This is a genomic window from Pseudomonas sp. AN-B15 (assembly GCF_019056475.1).
In the GTDB taxonomy this organism is placed as follows: domain Bacteria; phylum Pseudomonadota; class Gammaproteobacteria; order Pseudomonadales; family Pseudomonadaceae; genus Aquipseudomonas; species Aquipseudomonas parakoreensis.
This window is the reverse complement of record NZ_CP049737.1, coordinates 3,802,443-3,818,578: the sequence shown is the minus strand read 5'-3', so window position 1 is coordinate 3,818,578 and position 16,136 is coordinate 3,802,443. Positions and strand designations below refer to the sequence as shown.

Below are 16,136 nucleotides of genomic sequence, written 5' to 3'. Positions count from 1 at the left end.
GTATGGGGGCTTTGACGAAAGCTGAGATGGCGGAACGTCTGTATGAAGAGCTGGGCCTGAACAAGCGGGAAGCCAAGGAATTGGTCGAACTGTTTTTCGAGGAAATCAGGCACGCTCTTGAAGACAACGAGCAGGTCAAATTGTCCGGTTTCGGCAATTTCGACCTTCGGGACAAACGCCAGCGGCCTGGCCGCAACCCGAAAACGGGGGAAGAAATCCCGATCACGGCTCGCCGTGTGGTCACCTTTCGTCCAGGGCAGAAGTTGAAGGCCCGAGTTGAGGCTTATGCTGGAACCAAGTCATAACGACGAGCTACCCGTCATCCCGGGCAAACGCTACTTCACCATTGGTGAAGTCAGCGAGCTGTGTGCGGTAAAACCACACGTGCTGCGCTACTGGGAGCAGGAGTTTCCTCAGCTCAACCCCGTCAAACGCCGCGGAAACCGCCGGTATTATCAGCGCCAGGACGTGCTGATGATCCGGCAGATCCGCGCGCTCCTTTACGATCAGGGTTTCACCATCGGCGGCGCGCGCCTGCGTTTGTCCGGCGATGAAGCCAAAGACGACACCACCCAATACAAGCAAATGATCCGCCAGATGATCGCTGAGCTTGAAGATGTACTGGTGGTGCTCAAGAAATAAAAAGCTGCGTTTGAATACTTCCAGTTTTCAAAAGCTTGCGCTATATTCTTGAGCGCTCTTCGAGATGAAGGGCAGGTTCCAAACCAGTCGGGGCGTAGCGCAGTCCGGTAGCGCACTAGCATGGGGTGCTAGGGGTCGAGTGTTCGAATCACTCCGTCCCGACCATATAATTCAATGACTTAGCCGCTTTCGTGCGGCTTTGTTGTTTCTGCCATAGTGACTTTACGAGTGACCTTGGCCTTTTCTTCACGCTTCCCTCCTTTTCAGAATCGTCAGCGCTGGTGCGCGCGAGTCGGTTGCTGATACCTTGTTTGCCGCCGCAATGAGCTGATCCAACTCCGCTGCTGAGTAGTGGCTGGTGATGCTCCCATTCTTGTGGCCGAGCAGTGCTTTCCGATCCTCCTCAGTCACACCTGCAGCACGCAGCCTTCTCCCAAAGGTGTGCTTCAAGTCGTGAATTCGGATTCTGGCAAAGCCGTCATGTGCCGGCCGCAAGAATTTCTCCTGCCACTTCTTCGCCGCCCGGATTCGCGCCTTCTTCCAAGCCGAGTCGTTCATGCGGTGAACTGTCGTTTCATTCCCATCACCATCTGGCTTGCCAAACGGGAACACGTAGACCGGGTGCTGCCCTCTCTGTTGCTCGATTACTGACTTGGCAACGTCATTCATCACGACCAGACGCTCGTCTCGGTTCTTCACGCCAGACCTGGCGCTTCTTCCCCCAAATCCCGCAGGTATCAGGAACACGCTCGTTCCAAGCTCCGGTACCGCAATCTCCCAATTCCATTGAAGCTTGCAAACTTCCTGCTCCCGGCAACCTGTATTGACCTTGAACAGGGCCATGGTCTGCAGGTGCGCCGGGAGTTCGGCGAACAGGATCGACTGTTCTTCCCATGAAAGCGGGTAGGGCTTTCGGCTGTTCGTCTTCTCGTCCAGCAGGGAAATCATCGGCACCACGTCCAGTAGCGGCCGTCGCTCCTCATCGCGCCACTTTCGCGCGCAGAGGTTCAACACGCGAATAACTCGTTGAAGCGCGATATTCACTGTCCGGTTCGTGACTGGCTTCCCTACCGCTGGATTCAGCTTCGACTGGATGTAAGGCGCGAGGGCGTCGTCGTCAATGTGGGTCAGCGGCATGTCGCCAATGAACGGGTCGAGCTGCTCCATATAGGTGGCAGAGATATGGATGGAAGCCTGATCCTTCACTTCCAGCAGGAAGCGAGTTGCCGCCTCCCGCCACGTCCTGATCCGCCGAACGCCGTACACCTTTTGCTGGCGCAACTGCTCCAGCTTGTGGATCAGGTACTGCTCTGCTTCGGCGCGGTTACAAGTGCCAGTACTCTCTTGAATTCGTTCTCCTCTGTACTTTTTGTCGATCTTCCAGATGCCGTTCGGCATTTGCTGGAGGCCGGTGATTGCTTTTTGGGCCACGGCGTTGCTCCTTTCTTCTTGCCCTGGCGCTCGCTGCGAGGGCGATTGTTGTCCTGATTCGCGGCCTTTTCAATTGCCATGGTCTCGATGTAGCGATCTGCCCACTCATCAAGCTCGATTCGGTCGAAGCCGACGCCCTGTTTCCCGATCGGGAATTCGCGGACGTTCGGGCGCACCGTTTTGTTGAATTCTTCCCGGCACATGCCGAGGTAGCCGTATGCCTCGCCGGCGCGAATGAAGCGCGGGAGGATGGGCGCGACCTGGGCCGCGCTTCGATTTGCCATGAGGTGATGCTCCATGCCGCGCGTGGCGGCAGAAGGTGGTGATGGGTTATGCGAGCGGGGCGTAAGTTTCGCCGCGACGCTCGGCCGAAGCCTTTCGATAAGTCTCGTTGGTGTAGGGTGCGTCCGGCTCGCGGCGTACCAGGGTCATCTGGTATTGGGAGCCTTTGGCGCGATGCGTGCCGGCGCAATATTTCTCGATCAGGAACTGGGCGTCGTGCTTATCGCCTTTCTCTGCCCGGCTACCTGCGCCGATCGTTCCGCCTTTCCACGACCCTTTCTCGGGGCCGGTCTCGCCATCGAACGAGAGTTCAAGCTGGACGAACGTTCGAGTGGGTCGCAGCGCGCCGAAATACTTCTTCACCCAGCCGGTGCCGACGCGGTATACGCGCTTTTCCATGTAGCAGTAGGCTCGGATCTCCTGCCCGTCGTAATCCTTCAGCAGGTACACGTAGCGCGGCATGGCGTCCTTAATCGCCGATTGCTCCTTGTAATCGAGGGTCGCACCCTTGCCCTTTTGGACATGCTCCACGCCTTCCGCGTCGCAGATGGCATGGAATTCCAAGTCAAACTTGCGCCACGGGAAAGAGTGGTACCGAGACTTTGTTGTTCGGGAATCCCAGGTGCTCGGGCCGAAATTGGTGTGAATCCCGTGAGTGGTCAGGTGGAAGCCGAACTGGCGAGAGTGGTATTCGTAGTAATGAAGGTGCCCATGCTCTGCAATTCGCTTGGCTTCCGCTTCAGGGCTCAGACTGGTAAAGGTGTGCTGCTCAGCCCAGGGCTTGATGATGCTTGGGATCTTGATCCAGGCCGAGTACTTCCACATCTGGATTACCAGCTTGTTGCCCGGGTAGTCGCCCTGATCGCCGGAGTTCAGCGTGATACCCAGGACACTGTCGCGCTGCCCTTTGAAGTACAGGTCAATGAAGTTCAGCAGCACGAGCTTGTCGTGCCATGGGTTCGCCCGGAAAACATTGCGGGACCACCAAGCTTTGATGATTTCGAACATGCACGAATTCCTCGCCCGCCGTACACCGGCAGGCTGTTGAGTAGGGGGAGGGGTTAAACTAGGTTGGCTGGAACGTTGACGCTGGCGCCGTGCCTGGCGAAGACCACGGCCCGGAAGACCGCGATGGTGCGCGTTACGCCGTGCTGGCGGTTGAACGGGTCGTTTGTCGCGTCGGCCAGCCAAGGGTGCCGGTGGCCGGCATCGACCCAGACGCCGTACTTCGTGATCAGCTGCTCGGCGTCCGGCAGGGCGAAGAGATCCAGCTGACCGGTGCCAGGCTGCTGATCACCCTCGATCGCGTTGATTGCCCAGTCCAGCGCCGGGCCCGCCAGTTCCTCGGTGCGGACGATGACCATGCGGTTCATGGGTAATTGTCGTAGTTGTCGAAGCAAGAGCCGCACATGGGCCGCCAGCCTTGGCTTATTGCTTGGGGATGATCCTTCCGAACCCACCGCCATTTCTGTACGAATGCTCCGCAGTCGCGGCACCGAATATAGTGGTCGACGGCTTTTCGCTGAGCGATTTCAATCCTCTCGCGTTCCAGCTCCACACGGTGCGCTTCTTGTTGCTCGGCGAACCACTGCTTTTCCTGCTCCACAGTCATTTCCGGAAAGATGTCGCTCATCTGTGTCATCGCCACGGCCCGCTGTATATCAGGTAGGCCATGTAGAGCGGGGCGCCTCCCGCGAGAACGGGGACCAGCGCGGGGATCAGGAAGATCATGGCGTCACCCTCAGGCCGAGAGCCTCGATGGCCAATTTCACATCAGCCAGATACTTGGATTCGTTGAAAGACCCGCCCTCAACATCGTCGAAATACTCTTGGTACTTCTCGTCGTAGCGGTTTGGCAGCTCAATCACCAGCGCATCGCGCGATGCCTGCCAACCCCACCACGCTCCCTCAAGCTCCGGTAGAACATACCGGCCATCCAGCCCGCAACGCTCGAAGCTGGCAGGAGCGAACTTTCCTTCCTGCTGGTTTTTTGCGATCGCCGTCTCAAACTGTTCACGCATTGTTTCGCTCATCCGATCACCGCCTTAATGGTCAGGGCCAATGGAAGCCAGAAGAAGAGGGTGCAGCCGGCCATGCATTTGAGGATCATGGCGCGGCCTGCTTGATGTGGGAGTCGACCCATTTGCGCATCCGCTGCCAGCGCCGTTCCGGTGTTTCGCGGATCAGCTTGTAGCGGCCATCGGCTTGCAACTCGTACTCACCGTCGCGCTCGTCGTTCTCGAAAACGATCTCCGCAGCCATGGCCTCGGCAATCCCGAAAGCCTGCGAAACGCTTTCACGGCAATGAGAGTCGATGCTCGTCATGTCCAAGCCGCGTTTGGCACCGAGGACGCCAAGCGTGCAAAACTGGCCATCGGCTTCGAGGGTGTCCGTCACCAGCCGCTTGTCCGGCATCGCATCCATGGCTTCACGCAATTCAACCAGGAATGCTTGGCCGCGCTTTCCATTCAGCGCCGACTTCACGGCGCCCCTCCAGCAGATCAGGTCCCATCCGCCGCAGTCGTCGCTGTATCCGCTTCTGCTCATGGCGTCACTCCACCCCGTTCAGGTAGCAAGGTTCCGTGGCTTCAGCCAGCCACTGCCGGAGAGATCCCGCTGGGGTGCTGGGTGCATCTTCGTCCTGCCACTGCTGGTCGAGCTCCGAATCGCCCGTCAGAACCACGTCGTAATCGTCGGAGTGCTCGTGCAGCCAGTCGCCGTTGTATTCAGCCAGTACTGCCAAAGCCTGTTCCGGGTTCTGCGCGGCAACCCAATCTTGATCGCCGACTTGGTAGCAGAGCAGCGGACCATCCTCCGGCTCAAAGGTGTAGCTTTTGGAGTTCATGGCGTTGTCGATGGCCTTGTCCAACGCGGCGCCGGTCAGCACGTCCTCATGGCTGGCCAAGCCAACGACAATCCATTGTTCTTCTGGAAGCGTTACGGGTGCGCTGGCTTTTGGCTCGCGCAGAAAGCGGTACCGATCAGCGAGCGGGCGATCTTCGTCATGACTGCGCTTGAGCCCTTCGACGTTCGCGAGGAGGGTCGACAGGGAGTGATTGCTGCTCAGTCCGAACACGTTGTAGATCCGGGCCAAATCTGGATGAACTTGAGACATGAGTCGTCCTTGCCGCTATAGCGGCTGACTTTGAAGGGGGAGGGAGTAATTTTGCGGGAGGAGTACAGATGTACTCTTATCGGGATCCGGCTGATTCGCTGGCTGGGTGTGTCGCGTTCCAGCGCTCGAAGGCTTCCTGCGTGGTCGCGGCCTCGATCTTCTCGTCGCACTGGTTGCACGCCGCCACACCGCCCGAAGCGCCGACATCACGGTGACCTTTCTTGCACGGGTTCATGTGCCAGTCGTCGTCAGCGTCGGGTTCAGGCTCAGGGTATTCAGGTCTTGCTGGCGGATACGCCGGCGCCGCCATTGCCTGGTCAATTGCTGCGCGAAGGTTTTCGCTGTAGTTCTCACCGACGACGCGCTCGAACGGCTGATCCATCCAATGGCCGACGACTTCGATGTTGATGCTGCTGTCGCCGGCGTCGCCGTTGGGGCTGCTGTTGAAGCGGACGTCCCAACAATTCGAGTCAAGGGCATCCAGCCGCGCCTTATCGCGCTCCAGCTCATCAATCTGCTGATCCGCTGCGTTCAGGCGCTGCTGCAGGGCGTCACGCTCTGCGGTGACCTGGTCGAAGTCGGAACCCAGCACATACCGCACCGACTCATGCCCGCATTCGCACGCATCCCACACATCGTCCTGGCACCATTCACGGCCGCTTGATTGGCCCTGCTCCTGGCAGGCTGGACCGAGGTAAATCACTTTTGGGTCGCTCATCCTGCAATCTCCATCGATACCAGATCATGGGCATTCACGACCTTCATGCCGAGCTCGCGGGCAATGTGCACTTCAAGCCGGGCACCTTTCGAGTTTTCCCAGCCGGGCAGCACCGCGATCTGACCGCACAGGCCAAGGCGGGTAAGGTCGTAGGCCATGTAGTCGGCCCAGTCCGCACCCTCGACAACGCCGTGCTCGGCAGGGTTCTCGACGACGTAGCCGCGCGCCCGGAGCTGGGCGGCCATCGCGTTGAACGCGGGGAAGTTGAAGTCTTCGAAGCCGGTCATCGGGCCGGCCAGGTAGAGGCGGTTGGAGCGGTCCGCGATGAGCGTTACTCCAGTCGCTGCTGGCGTCGGGTCGAGTTCGTGCCAAGTGTCGACCTCGAACTCAGTAGGGCGCAGGCCAAGACGTTTTCCGTCGGGCATCACCGCCGCTACGGCACCGTAAATATTCGTCCATGCCACATACGATTGACCGACATTTGCCACGGGTAGATCGCCATTGACGTATACGTAGTCAGGCATCGGGTCAGCTGTCACGGCCTTGAGCATCCGGACAGTGCGCGGAACTCGATCGCCAAACGGGTAGCTGGTGCTGCGCTCGTGCAGCGCTGGGCAATCGATGATGTTTTCTTTGGGCATGGGGCTATTTCCCGTGGTTGGAGTGGTAGCCGTTCTGGCTTTCGAATGACTTGCGGGCTGCTGCCGCGTCGAGCAGCGTCTGGTGTCGGCCGAGCGTGATATAGCGACCGCTCAAGTAGCCGTAGGCTCGCCATCGCGATCTCTGATCCCACATGACGCCCGGCAATCCGGAAGAATTGGTTCTGTGAAGCCGCTGATTTCTGGCGTTCTCGATCGCAGTCACTGGCCGAAGGTTTACCCACCGGTTATCCGTGCGGTCTCCGTTGATGTGGTCGACGCAGTCCGGAATCTCTTGCCCCATGAACGCGAAAGCCAATCGGTGCAGGCTCTGGTACTTCTTGTTGACCATCACGACCAGGTAGCCGTTTGTGGCCTTAGTTGCCGCGACTGATCCCGCTTTCGCGCTCCCCTGATCGACTAGCCAAGTGAACAGCCCCGTATCCGGGTCATAGCTCAGCAGATGTTCGAGGTAATCCTGATTTTTGAGCATGCGCGTCCTATGCCGGGGCATGCCCGGGCGGTGGAGGGGCGGGAGGTATACAAGCGATTTTGTCGTGACGGCAGGATGGGTCATCCAACGAGCCGGAGCACGACCGAATGAAACGACTGATCGCTGAAGTGATGTACCAGGTACTTATCGAGCTGCTTAGCCAGATTCTGATGCGTTTGGCTGACTGGCTGTCGGCTTTGCCGTGGCTGTGACTACGCCGCGGCTGCCTGCTGCTCGACAACGCGCCACGGATCGTTTGCCCGTGCCAGTGCAGCCATCGGCGGCGGGCTGACGCTGTTGCCGCACATGTGGACCTGCTGAGTCTTGGTGAACGGTTTGCCGTCGGCACCGTGGCTGATGATGTAGTCAGCAGGGAAGCCCTGAGCCTTGTACAGCTCGGCCGGTTGCAGCATCCGCAGGCAGATATCGACGATCACGTAGGGCGTGCCCTTGATCGTGACGGTGACAAGGCCAAGCCGATCCTTGGTGGTGATGGTTGGCGCCGGCGCGTCGGCGGCGCTCATGTTCTCAGTGCCGTAGTAGCTGATCAGGAATGCCGCGACCCGTAGTGCGCCCGCTTCAACTTCTGGCGAGAGCTGCAACTCGACCAGCGAGCTTTTGCCGCCACCGCCGGCGGTGATGGTTGGTGCGGGCTCGTCCACGCCCTGGCCGACGCTGGCGCCGAACTGGCGTTCCATGAAGGCCGTCACCAGCCCATGGTGGGTGCCGCCGGCACTGACGGTATACAACGGGTCTGAAGCGTCCCGCGCATCGCAGTTGCCGCGCAGATGCACCAGGTTCGCGGTCACCAGCTGCTGCTGGCTGCCGGTATTCGTCACCGTGGTCATCGGGTCCTCGACGCTCTTGGCGTCCGTGGTGTTGAACCCGCCATTCATCTGGGCCATGAACACGGTTGAGATGCCCATGGCGTGGGCGGCGCCGGCCGGACGCGAGTAGTTGCCGCCGCTGGTGATGGTCGGCAGCGGCTCGTCGACCGCTTTTCCCGCATCGTCAAACCTGAACTTCACCAGGTGTGCGGCTGCCAGAGTCAGCTCGCCGCGGTTGGCGCAGGTAATCGTCGGCAGCGGGGCGCCCGGGTCGCAGATGCGGTCGCTGCCCTGATGCGTGGCTGGCGCAATGATCGGGCTGGCCATGGCAAACGAACCGCCGCGCGGCCAGGACGTCACGGTGCGCAGCGGCTCGTTCGCTGACTGCACGCTTTCCCCTGACCAGTTTGCGATCGGCACGATGAAAGGGTCGGCTGCGTCGATGACGAACTTCTTCATGCCCTTGGCGATCCGGCGCAGGGTTGCGGGTGCCAGCGGCTTTGCCCGGTCGAAGATGCTTTTGCTCGGGATGGTCCAGTCGATGCACTCGGCGGCGGTGCGCCACTTCTTTTGGCCCTTGGCCGGGTGCTTCGCGTGGGTCGGCTCGGGCCAAACAATCGGCTGACCATCGCAGCGGGCGATCATGAATAGGCGCTCGCGGCTGGTCGGTGCGCCGAAGTCGCAGGCCTTGATCACTCGCCATTCGACGGCGTAGCCCAGGCGCTGCAGCTCAGCGACGAACACGGCCCAGGTCTGACCGCGACGTGCCGGATCCGGTATCAGGAACTGCTGGCTGACCGGTACCACTTCGCCAGGCTCGGCAACTCCGCCGCCCAGCTTCACCACGCGGCCGGTTGTCTTGCAGCGCTTGGCGATCAGCGGCCCCCACTGGAGGATCTGTTTTACGTTCTCCAGGCTGATGACGCGCGGCTTCTTCTTACCGGCCCACTTCAGGCCGATCCATGACAGGTTGCGGATCTCGCGCTTGCGCGGCTGGCCGCCGGCGGCCTGGCTATGATGCGTGCAATCCGGCGACATGTGGAACCATCCCACGGCCTTGCCGCCGCATTCGGTATCCGGATCACCCTCGAACACATCGGTGGTGAAGTGCACAGCGCCCGGGTGATTCACGGTGTGCATGCTGATCGCCGCGGCGCTGTGGTTCTTCGCCACGTTTACTGCGCGGCCAAGGCCCATCTCCAGCCCGGTACCGGCGCCGCCGCCACCGCAGAAAAAATCGACAACGATCTCATCGTCCTGAGTACTGAAGCCGAGTCCGTATTGAGTTTTGAAATCGAAGGGGTGTTTCTTCTGTTTTGCGGACATAGGGGATCCTCGCCGGCTGGCGTGATTCGTAGAAGTGGGGTATTTGTGTTCGGCCCGGCATGGGGCCGGATCAAGGAACTGATATGGCTGAAGATACGAAGAACTTTTCTGCATGGATGAGGGCTGCCGACATTCAGGCATCCGTTTCGCGATGTGCGGACCTATTCAACTGTGGAGTTTTCAACTCCAACAACACCGCCGGGCCATTGTTCGAATCAGCAGTAACACTTTTGTTGGTCCATCTAAACGACCTGCTGCAGAAGGCGAAACAAGACGGGAAACGGATAGATTTCTCTGACGACATGGAGGCAACTGACGTCGTGGCTGATATCACTGACCTAGTGCGGACGTGCAGAAATGCGGCCTGTCATGTCACGAGCGGGGAGCACAAGATCGATTCTAATAAGTTCACATTTTGTGTGACTTCTGGTTATGGGCCAGGTGCGTTTGTTATCAACGGCCAAGAAATGGGCTGCGATCACGAAGATGACATGGCAATTTACTACGGTAAGAATCGCATTTATCTCAGGCGGCACCTGCTCAGGAGCTTTGAGTTGGTTGCCCAGATGTATCGAAGCGACGGCCGCTGGTAGCGTTCCACTATCTCTGCTTCGCATCGTGTCATTGGCTACTTTGGTATGTCGACTTCGTCGTCATGCTCTGGCGGATCGTCGGCGAGCGACTTCATGCCGGCGGCCTCGATAAGTCGTGACACCTTTTCCGTAACTACGCAAGGTGTCGTGACACATCGCAACATCTTGGACTGGGTATCAAAGTCGGAGTTGATCAGGTTCATCAGCAGGAGCTGGTAAACCTCCTGCTGGTTATTGATCCCGTGGGCTTTCATCACCTTCTTCAGGTCAGGCTTGAACACCCCGGCCACCTCAACCGTAAACTTCTCGACGCCCAATGCAGCGTCCTTCGCTGCTGCCTTCTCGCGCTTCCTGCGCTGCTTGATGGCTTCCGCTGTCAGCTGCGGCTCTTCCACCGTCAGTTCCTGTTCTTCGGCCATAGCCTACCTCTTCAATTCCGCTGGCCGGCAAGTCCAGCCAGGTCTGTCGGCGGCGCGTGGCCGCCCGGTTGTTGGTTCGTCTCACGCAGCTACCTTCACCTGATGCCAGGCGCCGGCGGCGTAGAACAGCTTCGCGGCTTGGGCTTCATCCATCGAGATCTCGTTGGGGATGGCGATCCAGCCCGAGGCCACCAGATGGTTCGGGTTCGCGCTGTTGCGCAGCTCCAGGTAGTAATGCTCGATGGCATCGGTCAGGCGCTCGACCTTGTAGATGCCCTCGGGCGAAATCTCGACCGACTTGATGTACTCGGCGCCGCGCTCGTCTCGACACATGGCGGCGATGTAGATCGTCCAGCGGTAGGAGAAATCGAAAATCGCGTTGGCGATCGCCAGGCTTCGGATCTGCCGGCAGTTCTTCCAGTTCGCCATGATCTGGCTGCCGCTTGGGTCGATGTTCACCACCGCGACGTGGTTGGTGCGCAGCAGCGCCCGGCAACTGCGTTCGGCTCGGGCGAAACCGTTATTGGGTTTGCGTTTCGATTTCATAGCGAGTCCGCCATTTTGCGTAGGGCCTTGCGGTCGGCGGCCGATATCGGCTTCGGCCGACGCTTGAGGACCGTTTCAGGGTCTATTTTGTTGGAGCGGGGCGGTGGCAGCGGATTTCGCGGCGGACTTTTAAGTTGGTCGATCCGCCCGCCGGCGGCCAGGTACTGGGCGACTCGTTCAGAGATCGCCTCAGCGTCCGGCCGGTGCTGCTCCACCAGGTTGAGGTGGTTGCTGATCATGCGGCCACCTTGACCAGCTTGACGCCGGCCATGCTGAACTTAGCGCCCTGGGCGGCGACCATTGCGTCGAGTGCCTCCCAGTCCACGGTCAGCACCGAAATAGGCGCTTGGCCGTAGGCGACAGCTTTGATCAGCGATTCCAGATCGAACACTTCAGCCTGCAGGTTCACCGGCGTCGCGGTTGCAGTCGATGGTTTCGAGGCTGACTGAACCGGCGCCGCAGCTTTCATCGGTGCCGGGCTGGCAACTGGAGCCTGTTCGATCGGCGCCTTGGCCTTTGCCTCGTCCTCGATTCGCTTCAGCTCCTGCTGGCGGATCTGCTCGCGCTGGGCTTCGGCTTTCTGCTCCTCGGCCTTCTGGTGTTCCGAAATCCGCAATTTGATCAGCGTGATCAAATCGTCGTTTGCCTTCATCACCAGTTGCTGAATATCGTTAAACAGGAAAGCGTAGTCGGCCGCCAGCTCAGCCAAGCTGGCCAGGTTCAGGCGAATCGCGTCGGCGGCCTGGCTCGCGGCGATTTTCGCGCGGGCCAGCTCAGTATCTACAGCGTCCTGCAAGCTGGCGATCGTTCGCTTGTTCTTCATGACGCCGGCGAAGTCTGCGGCGACTACCGGCATGGTGACCCGGCCCAGCGTCTTGTTGATCGCCGCGATATGGTCTGTCAGCGACTGCTCTGCTTTCTGCTTGATGTTGGTCTTCACCAGCAGCTCTTGAGCCTTCACCAGCTTGTCGACCTTCAGCCGAGTCTCGCGAGCGTGCGCGCTGATCCGATCCAGCGAGGAGAATAGGTCGTCGATGGTCTGGGTTTGCGATAGTGCCTGTTTCTTCGCTGTCGCGACGGCCTCTTCAACATCGCCGCACCATTTCACGGCCTTCTTGGCGTCGGCGAAGTCCTGATCTGTAGTCAGCTCGGTCTTCACGGAGTCGATCACCGCCAGTGCCGATTCCTCGAACACTTTTAGGTTGCTCGCGGTGACCATGCCAGTCAGTTCGATGCGTAGCGCTGGCAGCTCGTCCGGTGCCTTGCCGACGACAATAGAAGGCGCCTCGGCCAATTCGAAGTTGGCCAGGTCGGCCTCGAACTGTTTCCAGCCTTCCACCAACTGCGCGGCCCGGCCAGCGACAGGCCGATACTCCATGTGCACGAAGTTTTCAGGGGTACCGTCTGAGCAAACAAAGATCACACGCTCGGCGCCGCTCACCAGCAGTTGCTGTTCAAGCTGCCAGTAATAATGCGGCTCCAGATTTTCGGCCCGAACCTGGGCAGCCAGCGATTCATTCCAGAGCTTGTGCTCGAAAAGCGTCTCGCCGAGCATCGTTGCGCCGTCCATGGACGCTAGCAGGTTGCCATCTGTACCTACAACCGGGTACAGCTCTTCGCCGATTATCACCTCAACCAGTGGCCGGGCCAGCGCTTCAGTGGCGTGGCCTTTGTCGAAGATGTACTGCTGAGCTTGGGTGACTTCCGGCGCAATGCCGGTTTTTTTCAGCGTCAGCAGCTCGGAACGGGTTTGGTACTTCGAGGCTCCCATCATTGCTGGGGCCTCGGAGGCGGTGAAGTGCTGGGCGCGGAGTGCATGCCACTCGGCGGAGCCTTGAGCTACGTTGTGAATTTTCATGCTGTGTCTCCGTCGATGGCTTTCAGGTTATGGATGGTTTCGATCTGGTCGTCGCGTAGCGTGTATTTGCTACTGACGTTGGCGATGATGTGTTTCGGACTGGTGCGACCCGCGTCAATGAGCGGCTGCCACTTTTCGATGTTTGCCGCCAAAAGCTCGTCGGGGTAATCAGGTTTCGCATCCGGCTCTTGCTGGGTTTGTCGTGTCGGTGAAATGTCCTTTGCTGGCTCTTCGAACGACTTGCCTTCCATTTCATCCGCCGTGGGAGCAGATCCGACCTCTGGAAAGGCCTTGCGCAGTGCCTGAGCCTCGGCACACTTCGCCAGCTGGGCGAAGGCGCGGCGCTTCCACATGGAGTTCGGCGCAATGGTGTCTTTGGCTGCCGTGGCGTAGTTTTCGAGCCAGCGCTCATTAGCGGTGAACTCGGCGACAAGGCCGTTCGACATCTGCCTTTTGACGGTAACTCGGCACCACTCTGGATAAGTGACTTCAACGCCGCCCAACTTTGCTGTGATCGATGGCCCGTACTCCGGATCGCTGATTCCGGCGTATTGACCGGTGCGCGCAGCCTGAATGCGGTAAAGGCCGATACCGGGCATGACCGTGTCGACCATCCCGCGGCCTTTTTGGTAGATGGGAACGATGTGCACCGGCTTGAGCATCGGATCGAGCTGAGCCGCCTTGCAGTAGGCCAGCACCATCACTACAGAGTTGTGCGCCGCGCCTGGATACAGGCTTCCGCTCAGCACTTCGACGAGCGCGTCCTCGGAGATGGCTGGCAGATGGTCAGCCTGTTTCATTACTGCGGACATGGGGAATCCTTGCCGCGCCCAGCGCAGCGATTGAATGCTTGGTTTATTGAGTGATGCGGTCGGCGAGGGCGCTGAGCAGCATCAGAAAGGTGAAAACGCCGAGGGAAGAGAACGCGCCGCGCCAGATGATCAGGCGGCGCGCCCATTGGCGACTGGTCACTGGAACACCTTGTAGGTGGTCGATTTTGGAACTTGGCAGGTGCCAGGCTCGCTATTGACGACCTTGAGGGCGCCTGCGCCTACCACCAGAACCACGACGAGAATCCAGTAGACGAGATTCATGGCCGAGCCCTCACGGCAATACGTCCGCCTTTCATGGTCACAGACAGACGCTGCGGGAGGTTGTCGACCAGATCCTCGCGCTTGCGGCCGATCACCTCATTGAAGGGGAGGCCGAAGCCGAGGAGGGCGATCTTGCGCTCGATGTCCGCCAGTTGCTCCTCAACCAGCGTTGTCACGATTGGCGTGGTCATGCTGCCAGCTCCTTGCGCTGCCGACTGATCTTCAGCAGGCGGGCGCTGTAGTGTTTGAATTCTTCTGCGGTGATGGCGTTGGCCGTGAAGTGCTGGATGATCAGCCCCTCGGCCAGGGTTTCGACGATCTGGCGGGCGCCGGCCTGTTCAGCAGCCTCCAGAGCCTTATCGATGGCGATGTGAGCGCTCATAGGTCGCTGTCCACATCGTCCTCGGCCGCTTCGCGCTCAGCAGCAACAGCATCGGCGGCGTGAGGGCGGAGGAAGTTGGCGGCGATCGCCTCAAGCTGTGTGACCGGGCTGTTGCTGCCCAGCAGGTGCTTGGCGTGCGTCAGCGCCTCGGCTGGACTGCCAACCACGACGGCCAGCACCAGGTTGGCGAACGAGTCACGATCATCCAGCCCGTCGATCTGCCGCTGATTCAGGTGGTGCTGCAGGTGTTCGGCGTACTGCGCAGAGGTCACCTTCCGCGCCGGGCCAAACCGGCGCTTCCATTCCACATCCGAGCCGCACACAAGTTGTTCGGCCGCGCTTTCCAGCCATTCCCGCTGATCATCTGGCTCGCTCACCACCGGAGGCAATTGCGCGTCGTACATGGCCTGACAAATCTTCAGTGCTGCGTTCATGCGACCTCCGGCCAATGGCGCTCAATGCTCTGTTTTGCGTAAATGGACAGCCGCTGGTAACTGTTCACGCTGCCGCAGCCAGGCATGGTTCCTTCCAGCTCGACACAGGCGCGAATGTCGCAGCGCCGCGAGCAAACCCAACCGCCGTAATGGCAGCGGTGGACTTCACCTTTCGGCTCGGGGTGATAGGCGAGGCCGCCTTTCCACGATGGCGAGCCGCGCAGCTTCAGCCCGCAACCTCGGCAAACTGCTTGTGTGTCGGTGCAGTTGTGCATGACGACCTCCAGTGTTTGGGGTTAGGCGGTGGCCAGAACGGCTTCACGAAAGCGCGAGGGGCTCCAGTCGCACGACTCATCCGCAGGGATGTGGCCGAACATCGCGGTGCAGCGCTTGCAGTGCACGCAGTCGCCGCAGGTCTTGCCCTCGGGCAGGTTCATCTGATCAGCGTTGTCTGCCGACCGTGGATACGGCGCTCGTTGCTCGGCCATGATTTGCTCCATGTGGTTGATCCAACAAAACTCGGATGCACTCATCCGCTCCGCTGGTTGCCGTTGGGCGCGGAGGGGAGTGCATTCGGGATTAGTCGGGGAAGGGATGCCGGTTACTTGTCCGGCGCTGATGTCACCAGCAGATCTGTGGGATATACCCGCTTCGGGGCGCTGACAAGGCGCGCTCTCCGGGGCCGATATTTTCTCGTCGACCCAAGCGCCCGACACTGTAGCGGCCGGGTAAGCTGTTGCTCGGCAACGTCTCGTTAACGCTTCATGGCTGTATCTCCTATCGCTCGCTCACTGGGCAGGCAGTGGCCACCTATGGATCGAGTTTCTTGAGGGCTGATTTGCCCAGTCCACGCAGAGAAAGGCGGAAATGGCCTAGGTCTCGGCGCTCCTCTTTGCGCTTCTGGATGAAGTACCAAGCGCGGGTGCAGTGGACGCAGCCAAGCTCAGCCAGGTAGTCGCCTATCTCGTCAGTGTGTAGGCCAGCGATGTAGCCGCAGCTATTGGGTTCCCGATGCTGAAAGGCTTCCCAAATGTGAGTCTTCCGATATCCCTTCTCGTCATAGAGAATTTTCATGTGCTCTTCGCTGCCGTTCGGCCATGGCATCGGTCCAAAAATCTGATCGCCGACCGAATGTGCCTCGTACGCTTCAGGCCGCGGGCCGATTTCATCAAAGCCGTTCTGGCATTTGTTGATGCAAACCCCGATGACGTGGGTCAGGCGCTTGATCTGCTGGAGGCACGCTTCGTGTGCAGCCAGCGCGAGTACCACTTTCCGCTCGAAATTCATCTGCAATACCTTCGACAGGTCGTTCGGTGTGCCCATTGATCCATGAGTTCC

Annotated in this window: 27 protein-coding genes and 1 tRNA gene; 4 read left to right on the top strand and 24 right to left on the bottom strand. The window is 59.7% G+C overall.

Annotation, left to right across the window (positions count from 1 at the left end; translation table 11 throughout):
* Window positions 1-2: 2 nt before the first annotated feature.
* The 3 genes from ihfA (at window position 3) to GTQ41_RS17105 (ending at window position 807) form a co-directional block, all read left to right on the top strand.
* Window positions 3-305: an integration host factor subunit alpha gene (gene ihfA / locus GTQ41_RS17115; protein WP_002553164.1), complete on the top strand. Its 303-nt coding sequence runs from the start codon at window positions 3-5 to the stop codon at window positions 303-305.
* Window positions 286-642: a MerR family transcriptional regulator gene (locus GTQ41_RS17110; protein WP_003179985.1), complete on the top strand. Its 357-nt coding sequence runs from the start codon at window positions 286-288 to the stop codon at window positions 640-642. Before ihfA ends, GTQ41_RS17110 begins: the two co-directional genes overlap by 20 nt.
* Window positions 643-730: 88 nt before the next feature.
* A tRNA-Pro gene (locus GTQ41_RS17105) sits at window positions 731-807 on the top strand.
* Between the two features lie 81 nt (window positions 808-888).
* Here the strand turns inward: GTQ41_RS17105 and GTQ41_RS17100 are convergent.
* The 12 genes from GTQ41_RS17100 to GTQ41_RS17050 all read right to left on the bottom strand — a co-directional run bounded on the left by GTQ41_RS17100 (window position 889) and on the right by GTQ41_RS17050 (window position 9,472).
* Window positions 889-2,040: a tyrosine-type recombinase/integrase gene (locus GTQ41_RS17100; RefSeq protein WP_230679368.1), complete on the bottom strand. Its 1,152-nt coding sequence runs from the start codon at window positions 2,038-2,040 to the stop codon at window positions 889-891.
* Complete coding sequence (locus GTQ41_RS28655) at window positions 1,941-2,357, bottom strand: hypothetical protein (protein WP_230679366.1); 417 nt, start codon at window positions 2,355-2,357, stop codon at window positions 1,941-1,943. The genes GTQ41_RS17100 and GTQ41_RS28655 overlap by 100 nt, the downstream gene beginning before the upstream one ends.
* 46 nt (window positions 2,358-2,403) lie before the next feature.
* Entirely contained in the window at window positions 2,404-3,363 is a 960-nt protein-coding gene (locus GTQ41_RS17095; protein WP_047293295.1) for a hypothetical protein, read from the bottom strand.
* Between the two features lie 53 nt (window positions 3,364-3,416).
* Window positions 3,417-3,728, bottom strand: coding sequence for a hypothetical protein (locus GTQ41_RS17090; protein WP_047293297.1), 312 nt, complete (start codon window positions 3,726-3,728; stop codon window positions 3,417-3,419).
* Window positions 3,725-3,988, bottom strand: coding sequence for a hypothetical protein (locus GTQ41_RS17085; RefSeq protein ID WP_155416803.1), 264 nt, complete (start codon window positions 3,986-3,988; stop codon window positions 3,725-3,727). Before GTQ41_RS17085 ends, GTQ41_RS17090 begins: the two co-directional genes overlap by 4 nt.
* Window positions 3,989-4,082: 94 nt before the next feature.
* The gene (locus tag GTQ41_RS17080; RefSeq protein ID WP_217325331.1) at window positions 4,083-4,376 is read right to left on the bottom strand and encodes a hypothetical protein; all 294 of its coding nucleotides are present in this window, start codon (window positions 4,374-4,376) and stop codon (window positions 4,083-4,085) included.
* Window positions 4,377-4,461: 85 nt separating this feature from the next.
* A complete protein-coding gene (locus tag GTQ41_RS17075; protein ID WP_217325330.1) occupies window positions 4,462-4,902 on the bottom strand; it encodes a hypothetical protein in 441 nt (146 codons plus the stop codon).
* A 4-nt stretch (window positions 4,903-4,906) separates the two neighbouring features.
* The gene (locus tag GTQ41_RS17070; protein WP_217325329.1) at window positions 4,907-5,470 is read right to left on the bottom strand and encodes a hypothetical protein; all 564 of its coding nucleotides are present in this window, start codon (window positions 5,468-5,470) and stop codon (window positions 4,907-4,909) included.
* A 76-nt stretch (window positions 5,471-5,546) separates the two neighbouring features.
* A complete protein-coding gene (locus tag GTQ41_RS17065) occupies window positions 5,547-6,188 on the bottom strand; it encodes a phage scaffolding protein (protein WP_254369334.1) in 642 nt (213 codons plus the stop codon).
* On the bottom strand, window positions 6,185-6,829 hold the full coding sequence (locus GTQ41_RS17060) for a DUF4406 domain-containing protein (protein WP_131671931.1): 645 nt from the start codon (window positions 6,827-6,829) through the stop codon (window positions 6,185-6,187). Before GTQ41_RS17060 ends, GTQ41_RS17065 begins: the two co-directional genes overlap by 4 nt.
* Before the next feature lie 4 nt (window positions 6,830-6,833).
* A complete protein-coding gene (locus GTQ41_RS17055) occupies window positions 6,834-7,319 on the bottom strand; it encodes an HNH endonuclease (protein ID WP_217325328.1) in 486 nt (161 codons plus the stop codon).
* 212 nt (window positions 7,320-7,531) lie between these two features.
* A complete protein-coding gene (locus GTQ41_RS17050; protein WP_217325327.1) occupies window positions 7,532-9,472 on the bottom strand; it encodes a DNA cytosine methyltransferase in 1,941 nt (646 codons plus the stop codon).
* A gap of 83 nt (window positions 9,473-9,555) precedes the next feature.
* On the opposite strand from GTQ41_RS17050, the gene GTQ41_RS17045 reads away from it, so the two are divergent.
* Window positions 9,556-10,065, top strand: coding sequence for a hypothetical protein (locus tag GTQ41_RS17045; RefSeq protein WP_230679412.1), 510 nt, complete (start codon window positions 9,556-9,558; stop codon window positions 10,063-10,065).
* A gap of 35 nt (window positions 10,066-10,100) precedes the next feature.
* Here the strand turns inward: GTQ41_RS17045 and GTQ41_RS17040 are convergent, their stop codons facing one another.
* The 12 genes from GTQ41_RS17040 to GTQ41_RS16990 all read right to left on the bottom strand — a co-directional run bounded on the left by GTQ41_RS17040 (window position 10,101) and on the right by GTQ41_RS16990 (window position 16,121).
* Window positions 10,101-10,484, bottom strand: a complete 384-nt coding sequence (locus GTQ41_RS17040; protein ID WP_047297521.1) for a hypothetical protein — start codon at window positions 10,482-10,484, stop codon at window positions 10,101-10,103.
* An 81-nt stretch (window positions 10,485-10,565) separates the two neighbouring features.
* Window positions 10,566-11,030 carry a hypothetical protein gene (locus GTQ41_RS17035; RefSeq protein ID WP_047297522.1) on the bottom strand — a complete coding sequence of 155 codons (465 nt, stop codon included), beginning with the start codon at window positions 11,028-11,030 and terminating at the stop codon, window positions 10,566-10,568.
* On the bottom strand, window positions 11,027-11,269 hold the full coding sequence (locus tag GTQ41_RS17030; RefSeq protein ID WP_047297523.1) for a hypothetical protein: 243 nt from the start codon (window positions 11,267-11,269) through the stop codon (window positions 11,027-11,029). The genes GTQ41_RS17035 and GTQ41_RS17030 overlap by 4 nt, the downstream gene beginning before the upstream one ends.
* Window positions 11,266-12,888 carry a YqaJ viral recombinase family protein gene (locus GTQ41_RS17025; RefSeq protein WP_217325326.1) on the bottom strand — a complete coding sequence of 541 codons (1,623 nt, stop codon included), beginning with the start codon at window positions 12,886-12,888 and terminating at the stop codon, window positions 11,266-11,268. Before GTQ41_RS17025 ends, GTQ41_RS17030 begins: the two co-directional genes overlap by 4 nt.
* Window positions 12,885-13,688: a phage recombination protein Bet gene (gene bet / locus GTQ41_RS17020; RefSeq protein WP_047297621.1), complete on the bottom strand. Its 804-nt coding sequence runs from the start codon at window positions 13,686-13,688 to the stop codon at window positions 12,885-12,887. The genes GTQ41_RS17025 and bet overlap by 4 nt, the downstream gene beginning before the upstream one ends.
* Before the next feature lie 168 nt (window positions 13,689-13,856).
* Window positions 13,857-13,982, bottom strand: coding sequence for a hypothetical protein (locus tag GTQ41_RS28800; RefSeq protein ID WP_268989791.1), 126 nt, complete (start codon window positions 13,980-13,982; stop codon window positions 13,857-13,859).
* On the bottom strand, window positions 13,979-14,173 hold the full coding sequence (locus GTQ41_RS17015) for a hypothetical protein (protein ID WP_047297619.1): 195 nt from the start codon (window positions 14,171-14,173) through the stop codon (window positions 13,979-13,981). Before GTQ41_RS17015 ends, GTQ41_RS28800 begins: the two co-directional genes overlap by 4 nt.
* On the bottom strand, window positions 14,170-14,364 hold the full coding sequence (locus tag GTQ41_RS17010) for a hypothetical protein (protein ID WP_047297618.1): 195 nt from the start codon (window positions 14,362-14,364) through the stop codon (window positions 14,170-14,172). Before GTQ41_RS17010 ends, GTQ41_RS17015 begins: the two co-directional genes overlap by 4 nt.
* Entirely contained in the window at window positions 14,361-14,798 is a 438-nt protein-coding gene (locus GTQ41_RS17005; protein WP_047297617.1) for a hypothetical protein, read from the bottom strand. Before GTQ41_RS17005 ends, GTQ41_RS17010 begins: the two co-directional genes overlap by 4 nt.
* On the bottom strand, window positions 14,795-15,073 hold the full coding sequence (locus GTQ41_RS17000) for a hypothetical protein (protein WP_047297616.1): 279 nt from the start codon (window positions 15,071-15,073) through the stop codon (window positions 14,795-14,797). The genes GTQ41_RS17005 and GTQ41_RS17000 overlap by 4 nt, the downstream gene beginning before the upstream one ends.
* Before the next feature lie 21 nt (window positions 15,074-15,094).
* The gene (locus tag GTQ41_RS16995; protein ID WP_052912789.1) at window positions 15,095-15,286 is read right to left on the bottom strand and encodes a hypothetical protein; all 192 of its coding nucleotides are present in this window, start codon (window positions 15,284-15,286) and stop codon (window positions 15,095-15,097) included.
* A gap of 322 nt (window positions 15,287-15,608) precedes the next feature.
* Window positions 15,609-16,121, bottom strand: coding sequence for a hypothetical protein (locus tag GTQ41_RS16990; protein WP_047297614.1), 513 nt, complete (start codon window positions 16,119-16,121; stop codon window positions 15,609-15,611).
* Between the last annotated feature and the right edge of the window lie 15 nt (window positions 16,122-16,136).